General features: G+C 73.9%; 13 protein-coding genes. 9 read left to right on the top strand and 4 right to left on the bottom strand.

Annotation, left to right across the window (positions count from 1 at the left end):
- Positions 1–92 precede the first annotated feature (92 nt).
- Positions 93–1,553: a type VII secretion integral membrane protein EccD gene (gene eccD / locus QCD66_RS34200; RefSeq protein ID WP_375735966.1), complete on the top strand. Its 1,461-nt coding sequence runs from the start codon at positions 93–95 to the stop codon at positions 1,551–1,553.
- A gap of 119 nt (positions 1,554–1,672) precedes the next feature.
- Here eccD and QCD66_RS34195 read toward each other — a convergent pair whose 3' ends face one another.
- Positions 1,673–2,179, bottom strand: a complete 507-nt coding sequence (locus QCD66_RS34195; protein ID WP_357535288.1) for an inorganic diphosphatase — start codon at positions 2,177–2,179, stop codon at positions 1,673–1,675.
- Positions 2,180–3,038: 859 nt separating this feature from the next.
- On the opposite strand from QCD66_RS34195, the gene dacB reads away from it, so the two are divergent.
- The 4 genes from dacB to QCD66_RS34175 all read left to right on the top strand — a co-directional run bounded on the left by dacB (position 3,039) and on the right by QCD66_RS34175 (position 8,357).
- Positions 3,039–4,526, top strand: coding sequence for a D-alanyl-D-alanine carboxypeptidase/D-alanyl-D-alanine-endopeptidase (dacB, locus tag QCD66_RS34190; RefSeq protein WP_375737297.1), 1,488 nt, complete (start codon positions 3,039–3,041; stop codon positions 4,524–4,526).
- Between the two features lie 69 nt (positions 4,527–4,595).
- The gene (locus tag QCD66_RS34185; protein WP_375737296.1) at positions 4,596–5,666 is read left to right on the top strand and encodes a zinc-dependent metalloprotease; all 1,071 of its coding nucleotides are present in this window, start codon (positions 4,596–4,598) and stop codon (positions 5,664–5,666) included.
- 17 nt (positions 5,667–5,683) lie between these two features.
- A complete protein-coding gene (gene tilS / locus QCD66_RS34180; RefSeq protein WP_407566928.1) occupies positions 5,684–6,718 on the top strand; it encodes a tRNA lysidine(34) synthetase TilS in 1,035 nt (344 codons plus the stop codon).
- A gap of 10 nt (positions 6,719–6,728) precedes the next feature.
- Positions 6,729–8,357: a gamma-glutamyltransferase family protein gene (locus QCD66_RS34175; RefSeq protein WP_375735827.1), complete on the top strand. Its 1,629-nt coding sequence runs from the start codon at positions 6,729–6,731 to the stop codon at positions 8,355–8,357.
- A gap of 116 nt (positions 8,358–8,473) precedes the next feature.
- Here QCD66_RS34175 and QCD66_RS34170 read toward each other — a convergent pair whose 3' ends face one another.
- Entirely contained in the window at positions 8,474–9,427 is a 954-nt protein-coding gene (locus QCD66_RS34170) for a GlxA family transcriptional regulator (protein WP_375735828.1), read from the bottom strand.
- 154 nt (positions 9,428–9,581) lie between these two features.
- On the opposite strand from QCD66_RS34170, the gene QCD66_RS34165 reads away from it, so the two are divergent.
- The 4 genes from QCD66_RS34165 (at position 9,582) to folE (ending at position 13,578) form a co-directional block, all read left to right on the top strand.
- The gene (locus tag QCD66_RS34165; protein WP_357535298.1) at positions 9,582–9,716 is read left to right on the top strand and encodes a hypothetical protein; all 135 of its coding nucleotides are present in this window, start codon (positions 9,582–9,584) and stop codon (positions 9,714–9,716) included.
- 103 nt (positions 9,717–9,819) lie between these two features.
- On the top strand, positions 9,820–10,395 hold the full coding sequence (gene hpt / locus QCD66_RS34160; protein ID WP_212825745.1) for a hypoxanthine phosphoribosyltransferase: 576 nt from the start codon (positions 9,820–9,822) through the stop codon (positions 10,393–10,395).
- A 445-nt stretch (positions 10,396–10,840) separates the two neighbouring features.
- Positions 10,841–12,856 carry an ATP-dependent zinc metalloprotease FtsH gene (ftsH, locus tag QCD66_RS34155; protein WP_364221050.1) on the top strand — a complete coding sequence of 672 codons (2,016 nt, stop codon included), beginning with the start codon at positions 10,841–10,843 and terminating at the stop codon, positions 12,854–12,856.
- 104 nt (positions 12,857–12,960) lie between these two features.
- The gene (gene folE, locus QCD66_RS34150) at positions 12,961–13,578 is read left to right on the top strand and encodes a GTP cyclohydrolase I FolE (protein WP_357535659.1); all 618 of its coding nucleotides are present in this window, start codon (positions 12,961–12,963) and stop codon (positions 13,576–13,578) included.
- A 12-nt stretch (positions 13,579–13,590) separates the two neighbouring features.
- On the opposite strand, the gene QCD66_RS34145 is transcribed toward folE, so the two are convergent.
- Positions 13,591–14,247, bottom strand: a complete 657-nt coding sequence (locus QCD66_RS34145; RefSeq protein ID WP_375735829.1) for a hypothetical protein — start codon at positions 14,245–14,247, stop codon at positions 13,591–13,593.
- Positions 14,244–16,763 carry an FtsK/SpoIIIE domain-containing protein gene (locus tag QCD66_RS34140; RefSeq protein WP_375735838.1) on the bottom strand — a complete coding sequence of 840 codons (2,520 nt, stop codon included), beginning with the start codon at positions 16,761–16,763 and terminating at the stop codon, positions 14,244–14,246. The genes QCD66_RS34145 and QCD66_RS34140 overlap by 4 nt, the downstream gene beginning before the upstream one ends.
- Positions 16,764–16,801: the final 38 nt, after the last annotated feature.

Raw genomic sequence — 16,801 nt, 5'->3', positions numbered from 1 at the left:
CCCCGCGGGCCGGGCCAGGCGCCGCCCGCGCGATCCCGGCGCCACGCTCCGCCGCGCCGCACTCCGTACGCCCGACGTCTGGAGGACCGCCGATGAGCACCGGGCTGGCCCGAGTCACCGTGAGCACCCCCCGACGCCGGGTCGACGTCGCCGTCCCCGATCGGCTGCCGCTCGCCGAACTCCTGCCCGAACTGCTGCGCCACGCCGGCGAGGGACTCGCCGACGACGGGGAGCGGCACGGCGGTTGGGTGCTGCGCCGCACCGACGGTGCGCCGCTCACCGCCGGTCAGGGCCTGCAACCCCAGGGGGTACGCGACGGCGAGGTGCTGCACCTCGTACCCGCCCGCGCCCAGTGGCCCGAACTCGAATACGACGACGTCGTGGAGGTGATCGCCGACGCGGCCCGGCGTGGCGGCGGCTGGTCGGCCCGGGCGACCCGGACGGCGACCGTCGCCGGTGCCGGCGTGCCGCTCGCGGTCGGGCTGCTCACCCTCGTCCTGGCCGGCCCCGGCTGGCCGGTCGGGGCGTACGCCGGGCTCGCCGCCGCCGTACTGCTCACGCTCGCCGGCACGGTCGCGTCACGGGCGTACGGCGACGCCGTCGGCGGCGCGGCGCTGGGCGGGTTCGCGATGCTATACGGCTTCACCGGCGGCGCGCTGCTGGTCGCCTCCGGGGACCCGGTCGGCCTTCCCGGGCCGCTGCGCTGGCTCGGCGGCCCGGAGTTGCTCGCCGCGTCCGTCGCGCTGCTGGTGGTCGCGGTGTTCGGCCTGGCCGGGGTGGCCGCCGTCGAGCGGGTCTTCGCCGCCGGCGTACTCGTCGGGGCGCTGGGCACGGCCACCGCCACCGCCGACCTCTTCCTGCCCGCCGCCGGCGCGGCGGCGATCCTCACCGTGCTGCTGGTGTGCGGCATCGGGGTGCTGCCACTACTGGCCATCCGGCTGGGCCGGCTGCCGATGCCACCGGTCACGCTGCCGTCCGGCACCGACAGCGCCGACGGCGTCGACGGCTTCCCGGCCACGGACGCCGCCCCCGACCGGGCGGGCACCGGGCCCGACCGGACGGACGCTGCCCGCGAGCGGCCCGACCGGCGGCTGGTCCACTCGGCCGTCGCCCGTACCGAGGAACTGCTCGCCGGAATGCTCGTCGGGCACGCGCTGCTCACCGTCGCGGCCGCGACGGTGCTGGTCACCGCCGGCTGGGCCGGGCGGTCGCTGGTGGCGGTCGCCGCGGCGGCGCTGCTGCTGCGGTCGCGGCTCTTCGCGACCCGGGCGCAGCGGACCGCCCTGGTCGCCGCCGGGCTGGCCGGGTTCGGGGTGCTCGGGGCGGCACTGGCGGCCGACGGGGATCCGGCCGTCGGGTTCGCGGTACTCGTCGGCGGGCTGCCACTGGCGCTGCTGACGGTGGTCGCCGGGGCCACGTACGCCCGGCGCCCGCCGTCGCCCTACCTGGGCCGGGCGGCCGACCTGCTCGACACGGCTACGGTGCTGTCGCTGGTGCCGGTCGCCTGCGCGGTGCTCGGCCTCTACACACAGGCCAGGGACCTGCTCGGCTGAGCGGCAACTGACGGGATCCGGACAGAACCCGCCCGGCGGGAAGCAGTCCGGCGAGAAACAGTCCGGAAAGAAACGAACGCGTGGCCCGGCCGGACCACGCGTTCGACCAGCGCGAAAACTCAGTGGATCTCTTCGCCCTTGGCCACGGCTTCCTCGTGCCGGCGGTACGACGCCCGGATCTCCGCCTCGGCCTCGATGCGGCCGACCCAGGTCGCGCCCTCCACCGACTTGCCGGGCTCCAGGTCCTTGTAGACCTCGAAGAAGTGCTGGATCTCCAGCCGGTCGAACTCGCCGAGGTGGTGGATGTCGCGCAGGTGCTCCTGCCGCGGGTCCTCGAACGGCACGCACAGGACCTTGTCGTCGCCACCTTTTTCGTCCGTCATCCGGAACATGCCGATGGTGCGGCACCGGATGAGGCACCCTGGAAACGTCGGCTCGGGCACCAGCACCAGGGCGTCCAGCGGGTCGCCGTCCTCGCCCAGGGTTCCCTCGATGAACCCGTAGTCGGCGGGGTACTGCGTCGAGGTGAAGAGTGTGCGGTCCAGCCGGATCCGGCCGGTCGCGTGGTCAACTTCGTATTTGTTGCGGTGACCCTTCGGGATCTCAACCGTCACGTCGAAATCCATCTTCACGCTCCCTCGTTGCCCACGCTGGCTAACGGACCAGGCGGCGCCGACCGGACGGATGTTGCCCCATCCGTCTCGGTCCGGGCACCGTCAGGTGTTCGGACGCAAGTAGTGTCGCGTAGTCAAGTTACGGATCTGGAGGAGGGGCCGGTGGGGAGGCAAGATTCACACTCTGGCCCGGTGGACGGGCCGCCGAACCCCAACGAGGGTTTCGACGGGCAGACCACCGGTGGACGCCCCCGACCTGCGGCCCACCCGGCTCCCGGACGATACCCCGGCGGACCGCCACCGGCTCCGCACGGCGCGGGTACGTCACACGGGCGGGCCGTGGTGCCCCCGCCGACCGGCCGGGCCAGCGTGCCGGTCCACCCGACGCAGGGCTGGTCGATCCCGATGGACGGGGTGCCCGGCGCCGCGCCGCACTCCCCGCCCGGGCCGCCACCCGCCGATCATGGTCCGCGCCCGGAACCCCGTACCTGGTCGATCCCACTCGATCAGGTGACCCCGCCGCCGCCCGACCGGCCGGAGCAACCGCGTCCGACCGGCCGGGTCAACATGCCGACCTGGTCGATCCCGCTCGACCAGGCGACGCCACCGCCGGCCCGGCCGCCGGCCACCCCACCGGTGCCGCCCGCACATCGCCCCGCCCCGGCCCGCCCGGCCGGCGGCGCACCCGACAACTGGGCGATCCCGCTCGACCAGGTACCCGGCCCGCCGAGCGCCGGCCAGCGACCGCCGGGTCGCCCCGGCCAGCCGGAGCCGGCCGCCGGGCAGCAGCCACCACCCGCGCCGCGCCCGGCCGCCGGGCCACCGCCCGCCGAGCCGCCCGTCCCCGCCCGCCGCCGGCTGTCGGGGTCCGCTGGTCGCCGTACTCGCCTCGGTGCTGGTCCTGGTGGCCGCGGCGGCCGGACTGGCCGTCGTACGGCCCGGACCGGTCGCCGGCTGGCTCGGCGGCGCCGACGGCGGGACGCCGACCGCCGACCCGCCGGATCCGATGCCGTCGCCCGTGCTCGACGGGGTGACCGCGAACGCGCCGATGCCGACCAGGGCCGGCGTGCAGGCCGCCGTCGACCCGCTGGTCGACCCGCAGCGACTGGGCGGCCGGGTCAACATCTCGGTGCTCGACATCGCCACCGGCGAGGTGCTCTACGAGCGCGGACCCGACGCGCTGACCGTTCCGGCGTCGACCACCAAACTGGTCACCGGCCTGACCGTGCTCGCCGCGCGTGGCCCGGGCTACCGGATCCCGACCCGGGCCGTGGCCGGCGCCCAGCCCGGCGAGGTCGTGCTGATCGGTGGTGGCGACCCCACCCTGGCCATGAACGCCACCGGCAGCTACCCGGGCGCGGCCCGCCTCGACCAGTTGGCCGAGCAGGTCAAGGCGGCGCTCGGCGGGGCCGTCCCGACCCGGGTCACCGTCGACTCCTCGCTCTACTCCGGCCCGATCTACGAGCCCGGCTGGGATTCCGACATCCCGACCGGCGGCTGCGGCGGCCCGGTCATGGCGTTGATGACCGACGCCGCCCGCGCCAACCCGAAGAACGCCACCGGCTGCACCCGGCGGCTGAACAACCCGGACATCGCCGCCGGGCAGGCCTTCGCCAAGGCGCTCGGGATGCCGGCCGCCGCCGTCCAGGGCGTCGCCCGGGGCACCGCGCCGACCGGCCCCGGCACACCGTCGGCCGACGCCAGCGGCGGTTCGGTGGTCAGCACCGCGCCGACGGCGACCGCCGCGGGACCCGGTCCGGAGGGCGCCATGATCGCGCCCGGCACCGAACTCGGTCAGGTCCAGTCACCGCCGATGTACCGCCTGGTCGAGTTCATGCTCAGCGACAGCGAGAACCTGATCGCCGAGGCGTTGGCCCGGCAGGTGGCGCTCGCCCGCCAGCAGCCCGCCTCGTTCGCCGGAGGTGCGGCCGCGGTCGACGCCGTACTCGTCGAACTCGGGCTGCCCGAGGCGGAGAGCGGACTCGCCGACGGCAGCGGCCTGTCGCGGACCAACCGTCTCACCCCGTCCCTCCTCACCGACCTGATCATGCTCGCCGCCGGTGGCACCCGCCCGGAACTGGTCGGCATCTTCGGCGGCCTGCCCGTCGCCGGCTGGTCCGGAACCCTGAGCCACCGGTTCCGCAGCCCGGCCGCCGGCAGCGCCGCCGGAGCCGGCGTCGTACGCGCCAAGACCGGCACCCTCTCCGGGGTGAACGCGATCTCCGGCGTGGTCACGACCGCCGAGGGCCGGCTGCTGGCGTTCGCGATCCTGGCCGACCAGGTGCCCACCGACTCCAGCGTGGCGCAACCGGCCCTCGACCGGATCGCCGGCGCCCTGGCCTCCTGCGGCTGCCGCTGACAGCGGCCCGCGCCGCCGGCCCGGCTCCGAGCCGGGCCGGGGGTGTTCCGGCGCGGGTACGGTGGTTGCATGGCGCAGTTCGTGGACTGGGATCTTGCCGCTGCCACCGCGGGAGCACTGGGCAAGTCGGGACCGAGAGTCTCCTACGAGGAGGCCACCGAGGTCGTCGCCGACCTGCGGCGGCTGACCGACGAGGCCGCCGGGCACGTGGCGGAGTACACCGGGCTACGGTCGCTGGTGGCCCACCCGCCGGTACGGATCGTCGACCGGCGGGACTGGGCGGCGGTCAACATCGCCGGCCTCAGCGAGGTGATCACACCGCTGGTCAACCGGCTGTCCGGCGACAAGCAGCCCGGGGCGCTGACCGACGCGGTCGGTTCCCGGCTCACCGGCGTCCAGGCCGGTACGGTGCTCGCCTACCTGTCCGGCCGGGTGCTCGGGCAGTACGAGGTCTTCTCCGCCGATCCGGGCCAGCTCCTGCTCGTCGCGCCGAACATCGTCGAGGTGGAGCGCAAGCTCCAGGCCGAGCCCCGCGACTTCCGCCTCTGGGTCTGCCTGCACGAGGTGACCCACCGCACCCAGTTCACCGCCGTGCCGTGGATGCGCGGCTACTTCTTCGGCGAGGTGCAGGCGTTCGTCGACGCCTCCCAGGCCGGCGGCGACAACCTCCTCGACCGGATCCGCCGCGGCGTGGCCACCCTGTCCGACACCGTACGCAACCCGGACAGCCGGGCCAGCGTGCTCGACATCGTGCAGACGCCGGGGCAGCGGGCCGTGCTCGACCGGCTCACCGCGCTGATGACGCTGCTCGAGGGGCACGCGGAGTTCGTGATGGACGGGGTCGGCCCCGAGGTCATCCCGAGCGTCGGCGTGATCCGGGCGAAGTTCAACCGGCGCCGCGAGGCCGGCAACCCGGTCGAGAAGGCGATCCGCAAGCTCCTCGGCATCGACGTCAAGATGCGTCAGTACGCCGAGGGCCGCAAGTTCGTGCACGGGGTGGTCGACCGGGTCGGGATGGCCGGCTTCAACAAGATCTTCAGCTCCCCGCTCACCCTGCCCCGGCTGGACGAACTCGGCGACCCGGGCGCGTGGGTGGCCCGCGTACACGGCCCGGTCGGGCCGGTCTCCGCCGCCGGCTGACCCGCCGCCAACCGACCGTGGCCGTCCTCGCCGCGCCGGTCGCCGCGGTCCGGCTCGCGGTCCGACGGGCACTCGACCAGGTCGGGTCCGCCCCGATTCCGGACCCGCCGGCCGCGACCGACCCGGTGCCCGGCACCCGGCGGGCCCGGGTGCTGGTCGCCTGCTCCGGTGGGGCCGACTCGCTGGCCCTGGCCGCGGCGGCGGTGTTCGTCGGCCCGCGACAGGGCGTCGACGTGGGGCTGGTGACCGTCGACCACGGCCTGCAGGCCGGTTCGGCGCGGCGGGCCCGGGCCGTAGCGGACTGGGCCGGCCGGGCCGGGTTCGCGCCGGTCGAGGTCGCCACGGTCGAGGTCGCCGGCCGTCCGGGCGGACCCGAGGCGGCCGCCCGGGACGCCCGCTACGAGGCACTCGTATCCGCCGCCCACCGGCACCGGGCCGGCACCGTACTGCTCGGGCACACCCGCGACGACCAGGCCGAGACCGTGCTGCTCGCCCTTGCCCGCGGGGCCGGACCGCGCGGGCTGGCCGGCATGCCGGCGGTCCGCGTCCTCGACGGCATCGCGCTGTGCCGGCCGCTGCTCGACGTCACCCGGGCGCAGACCCGCGCCGCGTGCGCCGCGCTCGACCTGACCCCGTGGGACGACCCGCACAACACCGATCCGTCGTACGCCCGGGCCCGGGTCCGGTCCGACCTGCTGCCGGCGCTGGTCGAGGCGCTCGGCCCCGGCGTGGTGGGCAACCTGGCCCGCACCGCGGCGCTGGTCGCGGCCGACACCGCCGCGCTCGACGCGCTCGCCGCCGACCACCTGGCGGCCGCCCGCGACCCGGCCGGCGGGCTGCGGGTCGCCGTGCTCGCCGCACTGCCGGCCGCGCTGCGTGGCCGGGTCCTGCACGCCTGGGCCCGCGAGTTGGGCGCCGCCCCGGCCGCCCTGTCCCACCGGCACGTCGAGGCGCTCGACGCCCTCGTCACCGCCTGGCGCGGACAGGGGCCGACCTTCCTGCCCGGCGGCATCCGGGTGGCCCGCCATGGCGGGCACCTCGGCGCCGGGTGAGACTGGCCGGATGCCGCACCCCAGACAACCCGTGTACGCCCCGCACGGCATCGTCGCCACCAGCCAGCCGCTGGCCGCGGCGGCCGGTACGGCGGTCCTGCGCCGCGGCGGCAACGCCGTCGACGCCGCACTGGCCACCGCGATCGCGCTGACCGTGGTGCAGCCCGGCTCCAACGACATCGGCGGCGACCTGTTCGCCATGGTGTGGGACGGACGGCGGCTGCACGGCCTCAACGCCTCGGGCCGGTCGCCGGCGGCGCTGACCCGCGCGGCGGTGCTCGCCGCGACCGGCGGCCGTGGGGCCGAGCCGAGCGCGGGGCACGGTGGTGCCCAGTCCGCCGCCCCCGGGCTGCCGGCCCGGGGCTGGCTGCCGGTGACCGTACCCGGGGCTCCGGCCGGCTGGCGGGACCTGCACGACCGGTTCGGCTCGCTGCCGTTCGCCGACCTCTTCGACGACGCCGTCCGGTACGCCGAACACGGCTTCCCGGTGTCGCCGGGGGTCGCCGCCGGCTGGGCCCGGTCGGTGCGTACCCACGCGGAGCTGGCCGGGCCGGAGTTCGCCGAGTGGGGCCGGGTCTTCACGGTCGGCGGGCGGGCTCCCCGGGCCGGCGAGCGGTGGCGCAACCCGGCGGCGGCCGGCACACTGCGCCGGATCGCGGCCAGCGGTGCCGCCGACTTCTACCGGGGCGAGATCGCGACCGCGCTGGCCCGGTACGCCGCCGCGACCGGTGGCCTGCTGACCGCCGACGACCTGGCCGGGCACCGGTCCACCTGGGTCGACCCGGTGTCGGTGGCCTACCGCGGGCACGAGGTGTGGGAGCTGCCGCCGAACGGGCAGGGGGTGGCGGCGCTGATGGCGCTGGCCATCCTGGACGGGGTCGACCTGGCCGGGATGCCGGCGGCGCGGCGGCTGCACTGGCAGATCGAGGCGACGAAGCTCGGCTTCGCCGACGCCCACGCGTACGTCGCCGACCCGGAGCGGGTCTCCGTCCCGACGGCCGGACTGCTCGACCCCGCGTACGTCGCCGCACGGCGGGCGTTGATCGGCGAGCGGGCCGGCACGCCGGGACCCGGCGACCCGGCCCGGGGCGGCACCGTCTACCTGTGCGCCGCCGACCGGGACGGGCTGATGGTGAGCCTCATCCAGTCCAACTACCTCGGCTTCGGGTCGTACGTCGTGGTGCCCGGCCTCGGCTTCGGCCTGCAGAACCGGGGTGCCGGGTTCAGCCTCGACCCGGCGCATCCCAACGTCGCCGCGCCCGGCAAGCGGCCGTACCACACGATCATCCCCGGCTTCCTGACCCGCGGCGGCGAGCCGGTGGGGCCGTTCGGGGTGATGGGCGGCCACATGCAGCCACAGGGACACGTGCAGGTCATCTCGTCGACGCTGGACGGCGGGCTCGACCCGCAGGCCGCCCTGGACGCGCCGCGCTGGTACTGGCACGCCGGCCGGTCGCTGCTCGTCGAGCCCGGACTCGACGGCGACGTGGTCGCCGACCTGCGCGGCCGGGGCCACGAGATCACCGTCGAGCCCGAGCCGTCGACCTTCGGGTACGGCCAGGCGATCTGGCGGCTGCCGGACGGCGGGTACGTCGCCGGTTCCGAACCGCGCGCCGACGGGTTGGCCGTGGGGTACTGATCCCGCGGCCGGCTCGGACCCGCTCGTGTTCCGGGCGGCTTGGACCGCTCGCGTTCCTGGTCGCTCAGACCCGCTCGTGTTTCGGGCTGCTCAGACCCGCTCGTGTTTCGGGCTGCTCAGACCCGCTCGCGGAAGGTGGCCCGGTAGGCGTGCGGGGTGGCGCCGACCCGGCGCCCGAAGTGGTGCCGCATCGCGGCCGCGTCACCGAAACCGGCCCGGACCGCGATCGCCTCGACGCTCAGCGCGGTCTCCTCCAGCAGGCGCCGGGCGAGCAGCACCCGCTGGTTGGTCAGCCAGTCGTGCGGCGTGGTGCCGGTCTCGGCCCGGAACCGGCGGGCGAACGTCCGGGGTGCCATGTGGGCGCGTCCGGCCAACTCCTCGACGGTGGTGGTCTTGTCGAGGTTGCCCATCAGCCAGCCGAGCACCGGTTCGAGGGTGGGCGCGTCCGGCGTACGCGGGATCGGCGCCTCGATGAACTGCGCCTGCCCCCCGTCGCGGTGCGGCGGTACGACCATCCGCCGGGCGAGCTTGGTGGCCAGCGCCGAGCCGTGTTCCTGCCGGACCAGGTGCAGGCAGGCGTCGATCCCGGCGGCCGTGCCGGCGCTGGTCAGCAGGTTGCCGTCCTGGACGTAGAGGGAGTTGCAGCGGACCCGGGCCAGCGGGTAGCGGTCGGCGAGCAGGTCGGCGTAGCGCCAGTGGGTGGTGCACTCCCGCCCGTTTAGCAGCCCGGCCTCGCCGAGCACGAAGGCACCGGAGCAGACGCTGAGGACGTACGCCCCCCGGTCGGCGGCCCGGCGCAGCGCGTCCAGCACCGCGGGCGGGATGTGGCCGCCCTCGGCGTGGGCGGGTACGGCGACCAGGTCGGCGTCCGCGGCCGGGGTCAGGTCGGCGGCCGGCGTGATGCCGAACCCGGACCGGGTGCGAACCGGCTGGCCGTCGGCGGTGCAGACGTCGAACCGGTAGCCGGGGAACCCGTCGGCGGTGCGGTCGGTGCCGAAGACCTCGCAGAGCACGCCCAGTTCGAAGGCGGCGACCTGGTCGAGGGCGATCACGGCGACGGTACGGAGCATGCCGCCGAGCCTACGCCGAAGGTGGCAGGAAATCGAGGTTCAATGGCATCTCTGCCACTGGGCGGGCCGTCGGCGGCGGCGGAGACTTCTACGTGACGTCCGGTGCGCACCGGCGGCGAAGCTCTCCAAGCCGACTCGAAAGGCTGACGCCGCCATGGAATTCTTCGTTCTTCTCGCTTTTGTCGGGCTGCTCGCGCTCGCCTCGGTCATCGGTGTGACCAGTGACACTCGCGATTCCGCCGACTGGAAACCCACCGACGAGGGCCGGCGCTGGCAGGCCAGCGCCTGACCCGCGACGGTGCGTGATCCGCCGCCCGCCGTACGTGGGGCAGCCAGCCGAAAAGCGCCTGCCCCGCTGACAGGCCGCAACCCGCGTACGGCAGGCTTAGGTCATGTCTGACGGCTCCTGGTACGACGCCGACATCGACCACGTGATCATCTCGGAAGCCCAGATCCGCGAGAAGACGGCGGAACTGGCCAAGCAGGTCTCCGTCGACTACGCCTCGGTCGAGGACGGCCTGCTGCTCGTCTGCGTACTCAAGGGCGCGGTCATGTTCATGGCCGACTTCGCCCGGGCGCTCGGCCGCCACGGTCCCTCCACCGAGATGGAGTTCATGGCCGTCTCCTCCTACGGCCAGGGCACCACCTCGTCCGGGGTCGTACGCATCCTCAAGGACCTCGACCGTGACATCGCCGGCCGGCACGTCGTGGTCGTCGAGGACATCGTCGACTCCGGCCTCACCCTGTCGTGGCTGCTGAAATACCTGGAGTCCCGGTCGGCGGCCAGCGTCGAGGTGGTCGCGCTCTTCCGCAAGCCCGACGCGGTCAAGGTGTCGGTGCCGGTGAAGTACGTCGGCTTCGACATCCCGACCGAGTTCGTCGTCGGGTACGGCCTCGACTTCGGCGAGCGCTACCGCGAACTGCCGTACGTCGGGGTCCTCAAGCCCGAGGTCTACGCCCGGGCCTGACCACGTCGGCGCGTACAGGCCACTCTCAGGAACCGTCGTTACCGTGGACGGCGCCGGGAGCAGGCCGGCCCGGTTCCGAACCCAGCCCGGGGCGGTCCGGGGCGGCTGTCGCGGGGGCCGCGAGCCCACACGCACACCCGGGACGGTGTCGCCGTGCGTAGACCGCCCCGAAACACTCGCGCCTCGCGCTCACGGTGTACCTTCGAATGACCGTGGCGCAGCAGATCAGTGCCGCGGGCAATCCGGCCATCCTGGCCGGTCGGACGGATCCCGGACGGACGGATCCCGGCCGACCAGCCGGTCCGGTCGGATCAGGGCCGGCCACCCAGGTCGGGTCGAAACCGGCTCCCGAGCCGGTCGAGAGGTCGCCACCGGCGGCTCCTGGCTAACCAGACGGCCAAGACGTCGATCAGGAGGGTCCGGGCGTTTCGGCGCTCGAAACAGCATGGAACGTACGCGTTTCTTCCGCCGCCCGGTGGTCTGGATCATCCTGGTGATCATCGGTGCGATCGCACTCAGTTCTTTCTTCACCAGCGGTCCGAGCTACCACAAGGTCGACACCTCGGTGATGCTCGAGCAGCTCAACAAGGGGGGCATCGACAAGGCCGTCCTACAGGACAAGGAGCAGACGCTCCGGCTCGACCTCGCCGACCAGGCGCGGTTCGGCGACACCGACACCGACAAGATCGAGGCCCAGTTCCCGTACCAGGTGGGCGACGAGGTCTGGAACAGCGTGCTCGAGGCGAAGGCGGCCAACCGGATCACCGGCCCCGCCGACACCGAGGTGTCGCAGGACAACGTCTTCCTCACCCTGCTGGTCAACCTGCTGCCGATCGCGGTGCTGGTCATCCTGCTCCTGCTGTTCATGTCGCAGATGCAGGGCGGCGGCTCCCGGGTGCTCAACTTCGGCAAGTCCAAGGCGAAGATGATCACCAAGGACACGCCGAAGACGACGTTCGCCGACGTCGCCGGCTCCGAGGAGGCCGTGGAGGAACTCCACGAGATCAAGGACTTCCTCCAGAACCCGGCGAAGTACCAGGCGCTCGGCGCCAAGATCCCGAAGGGCGTCCTGCTCTTCGGCCCGCCCGGTACGGGTAAGACCCTGCTCGCCCGCGCGGTCGCCGGCGAGGCCGGCGTGCCCTTCTACTCGATCTCCGGTTCCGACTTCGTCGAGATGTTCGTCGGTGTCGGCGCCAGCCGGGTCCGCGACCTCTTCGAGCAGGCGAAGGCCAACGCCCCGGCCATCGTGTTCGTCGACGAGATCGACGCCGTCGGCCGGCACCGGGGTGCCGGTATGGGCGGTGGCCACGACGAGCGCGAGCAGACCCTCAACCAACTCCTCGTCGAGATGGACGGCTTCGACACCAAGGGCGGCGTCATCCTGATCGCCGCCACCAACCGGCCCGACATCCTCGACCCCGCCCTGCTGCGGCCGGGCCGCTTCGACCGGCAGATCCCGGTCGACACCCCCGACATGGAGGGCCGCAAGGCCATCCTGCGGGTGCACGCCAAGGGCAAGCCGTTCACGCCCGACGTCGACCTCGACGCGGTCGCCCGGCGTACCCCCGGCTTCAGCGGCGCCGACCTGGCCAACGTGATCAACGAGGCGGCCCTGCTGACCGCCCGGCAGGACAAGCGGGCGATCTCCAACGAGTCGCTGGAGGAGTCGATCGACCGGGTGGTCGCCGGCCCGCAGCGGCGCACCCGGGTCATGGGCGACAACGAGAAGAAGATCACCGCCTACCACGAGGGCGGCCACGCACTGGTCGCCTGGGCGCTGCCGCACGCCGCGCCCGTACACAAGGTGACGATCCTGTCCCGGGGCCGGTCGCTCGGACACACGCTGGTGCTGCCCACCGAGGACAAGTACACCCAGACCAGGGCCGAGATGATCGACACCCTGGCGTACGCGCTCGGCGGCCGGGCCGCCGAGGAACTGGTCTTCCACGAGCCCACCACCGGTGCCGGCAACGACATCGAGAAGGCCACCGCGCTCGCCCGCGCCATGATCACCCAGTACGGCATGAGCTCCAAGCTCGGTGCCATCAAGTACGGCACCAGCGGCGACGAGCCCTTCCTCGGTCGCAACATGGGCCACGAGCGGGACTACTCCGACGCGGTCGCCGCCGAGATCGACGGCGAGATGCGGGCGCTGATCGAACTGGCCCACGACGAGGCCTGGGAGATCCTGGTCGAATACCGGGACGTGCTCGACAACATCGTGCTGGAGCTGATGGAGAAGGAGACCATCTCCCAGACCGACATGGCCCGCATCTGCGCCCGGGTGGTCAAGCGGCCGCCGATGGCGCCGTACAACAACTTCGGCAAGCGCCAGCCGTCGACCGAGCCGCCGGTCCTCACGCCCGGCGAGAAGAACACGCTGAAGAAGCAGGCAGAGGCGGACGGGGCACAGGCCGCCGCCGTCGGCGGGCCCGCCGCGAACTCGGACGGCACACACTGAGCGCCGGCACGGGCTCCCGCCCCGACCCGGTCGAGGCGTTCCCGTCGCCCAACGGCCAGTCGGTCTCCTCGACCGAACCCGACGGCGACGACGCCCTCGACTACCTGGCCGCCCGCCTGGTCAACGGCAAGCTCACCGGTGTACCCGTCGAGCAGGCCGTCGACCTCGACCGGATCCAGCGCGCCGTACGCGAGATCCTCGTCGCGGTCGGGGAGGACCCCGACCGCGACGGGCTGCGGAACACCCCGGCCCGGGTCGCCCGGGCGTACGCCGAGCTGTTCGCCGGCCTGCGCGTCGACCCCGCCCAGGTGCTCACCACCACCTTCGAGGCCAACCACGAGGAACTCGTGCTGGTCCGCGACATCGACGTGATGAGCCTGTGCGAGCACCACCTGCTGCCGTTCCACGGCGTGGCGCACATCGGCTACGTGCCCGGCACCCACGGCCGGATCACCGGTCTGTCCAAGCTCGCCCGGCTGGTGGAGGTCTACGCCCGCCGCCCCCAGGTGCAGGAACGGCTCACCTCGCAGATCGCGGATCTGCTGATGGCCAAGCTCGACCCGCGCGGCGTGATCGTCGTGCTGGAGTGCGAGCACATGTGCATGGCCATGCGTGGCATCCAGAAGGCCGGGGCCAAGACCATCACCTCGGCCGTACGCGGCCTGCACCAGCGCAGCGCCAAATCCCGCGCCGAGGCGATGTCGCTCATCATCAACTCGTAGCGGGCGGCGGCCCTATCCGTTGATCCGGTCGGCAACCGACCACAGGCACAGCACCAGCATCGGGGCACCACACACCAGAGCCCCGACCAGAGCGGTGCGCTCGACCCGGGCGCCGGGTGCCGGCCGGAAGACGAAACCGACGACCAGCCAGCCGAGGGCGAACGCCGCCACCGGCAGTCCGGCCCCGCACAGCAGCACGGCGAGATCCGGCGACCGCTCCCCGGACACCAGGTAGAGGGCCACCTCGATGACCAGGACCACGAGAGCGAACGGGCCGTACACGAGCAGGTTGCGCAGCCACGGGGCGCCCGCGCCACGCGGCGGGTCGGGCAGCGTACCCGCCGCCGCGGCGTCCGCCGCATCCACGATCGACCGGCTTCGCCGCAGTGCCGTCACCACCGCCCCGGGGCCGCCACCCATCCTCGCGGCCTCCGCCGCCACCTCGGCCGGCTCCGGCACCAGATCACGGTCCCGGATCCCCAGCTCACGCAGACGCGACTGTTGCGGCACGAGTCGGGCCCGTACCCCGGTCAGCTCGTCGCGGGCGGCCTGGACCGCCTGCGCCTGCTCGCTCGCGGCCTGGGCAGCGGCCCGGCGTACCGCGTCCAGCCGCTGCGCGGCCGCCAGATAGTCACGCCACGCGTCCGCGGTCGGCTCCGGCCCGGTCATGCGTCCCGCTCCGGACCCGTGAACGGCACGATCACCGCCGTACGGTCGGTGTGCCGGTCGTGGAGCAACGCCCGGTTGGGCCGAGGCTGCCAGTCGACCGGGCGACCGACCAGCGCCGACACCTCGGTGCCGGGCACGTTGAGGAAGACCAGGCCGGCCACGTCGTCGCGGGCCGCGGCGCCGCCCAGCTCCTCGGCGAACCGGCGCGTCCCACGCCACCACGACAGCAGATGGACCCCGCGGCCGGGACCGTGCCGCAGCAGCTCCCGAAGCCGCTCCGCCGGCAGCGAGTCCGTACCCACCGTGTCCATGCCGAAGACCACCAGATAGCCGGGACGATCCAGGCCCAGTGCCCCGGTCAGGCCCGCCACGTCGACACTCTCGACCTCCTGCCGCCCGGCCAACTCCGCCACCAATGCGCTCGCGGCCGGATCGCCGTCACCCACCAACGAGGCCACGACGAACCGCACCGTACCCGGCGCGTGCTGCACAGCCAGGCTGCGGGCCGCCGCCGCCAGCACGTCCGCGCCGGCCGGGTCCGGGCCGAGCACCGCCAGATGCCGGCCCGGCGAGGCGTCGAGCGGAAAGGACGCGGTCGACAACTGGACGTCGACCGTCCGGCCCACCAGCGCCGCCGGCCGCGCCGACCGGCCCGCCAGCGCCGCCCGGTAGGTCGGATCGTCGTCGAGACGCTGCTCCGCATACCCGGCGAACACCGGCGGCGGTGTCGCCTCCGGCGGCCGGGCCTCCCACAACCGGTGCCGCAGCGCCGACAGCGCCGCCCGGTCGGCGTGCGGATCCGGAAACCGGACGATGCGTTCGTGCCCCCGGGTCGCGCCCCGCGGCCCACCCAACCCACCCGCGGTGTTGACGACCGCCGTACCCAGCGGCAGGCCGGCGGCCGCGTCGTTGGCGGGCTCCAGCACCTCACCGCCGCCGGGCAGGGCGACCCGTACCGGGAACTGTCCGAAGATCGCGTCACGCTTGGCGTACAGCGCCTCGACCCCCAGCACCGTCTGGCTCGCGAGCACCAGGTGGATGCCGTACGACCGGCCCTTGCGGGCCAGCGACTCCAGCAGGTCCACCGCCTCGCCGGCCAGCCGGTCGCCGCCGGCCAACAGCACCTGGAACTCGTCCACCACGCACACCACCCGCGGCAGCCGCTGGCGCTCGCGCAACTCGGCGAAGCGGGTCACCCCGGCCCGCTTGTACGCCACCGAACGCCGGGTCATCTCCGCGTCGAGTTCGCGTAGCACCGCGAGCCCGTACTCCCGGTCGGACTCGACACCGACCGCCCGTGCCTGCGGCAACCACGTCTGATCCCGTTCGGTCGGCACGAACTCGACGAAGGAGACGCCTTCCTTGAAATCGAGCAGGTAGAGCGTCAACTCCGCCGGACCGTACCGGGCGCAGAGTCCATAGAGGACGTTGACGAGGAACGCCGTCTTGCCGGAGCCCGACCGCCCGCCGACCATCCAGTGCGGCGTCAGGTCGTTGAACTGGAGCAACACCGGACGATCGCCGTCCTGGCCCACCGTCGTCGCCAGCCCCGCCGACGACTCCTCGGTCCACGACCCGTCGACCTCGTCGGGCAGCAGGTCACGCAGCGACAGCCGCGACCGGGCGTCGAACCGGTCGGCCAACTCCTGGCACACCCGGTCGAACAGGTGGGCCGGCGGGTCCTCGTCGAGGAAGACCGGAGAATTCAGCCCGGTCGACGGCAGATGCGGTGCCGGGCTGCCGAACGACCCACCCGGCGGATCACTGATCAGCGCGTACGGATTCCGTAACGTGACCATCGTGGTCCGCGGCAACGGCGCCTGAGTGGTCTCCGCGGTCAACGGCGGTGGCGGCCAGCCGGCCACGATCAGGTGCAGACCGGCCGCCGGACCGTGCTGCGCCAGGGCGGCGATCCGGGCCAGATCACCACCCTCGGTCAGTTCCGGCAGCGACGCGATCACCACCAGCAACGTACGATCCCGGCGGTTGTGCCGGGCCGCGGCGGGCCGGGCGGGCCGTACCCACTGCTCGGCCTCGGCCAACACCGCCCGCAGCCCGGTGCGGTCGGAGACCGGAGGCGGCATCAGCCCGGCATCGGCAAGCGGGGCGAACGGCGCGAAGACCGTACCCATCCCGGCCGCGTCGACCGCGCGGACCAGCAGCGAACCGGCCGGCGCGGCCGCGAGCAGCCGCAGCAACACGGCCCGGATCAGACCCGAGACCCGCGCGTCCCGGGCATCGGCGTCGATGGTCAGATGACCGGTGCCGAGGAGCGGGACGATCGCCGGGAATCGGGCATCGTCCAACGGCTGCGCCGTACCGATCCGGACGAACTCCGGCAGCCCCGGCCCACCGAGCGGCGTCTCCGCCGACTGCGCCTCCAACGGCCCGCCGAGCCAACCCGGCGCCAGCAAGGCCGCCGCGGCCCGCAGCCGCTCGGCCAGATCATGCTGCTCCCGCCGGTCGGCCGGAGCCGGTCGGGTGGCGTCGAGGGCACCACCGGCCGCCGCCACCATCGCCGCGGCCTGCCGGTGCAACACGGCAGCCCGGCTCG

It is taken from the genome of Polymorphospora sp. A560 (assembly GCF_045781765.1).
Classification (GTDB): domain Bacteria; phylum Actinomycetota; class Actinomycetes; order Mycobacteriales; family Micromonosporaceae; genus Polymorphospora; species Polymorphospora lycopeni.
Note: the sequence above shows the minus strand (reverse complement) of the source record. Positions and strands in the feature narration are given on the sequence as shown.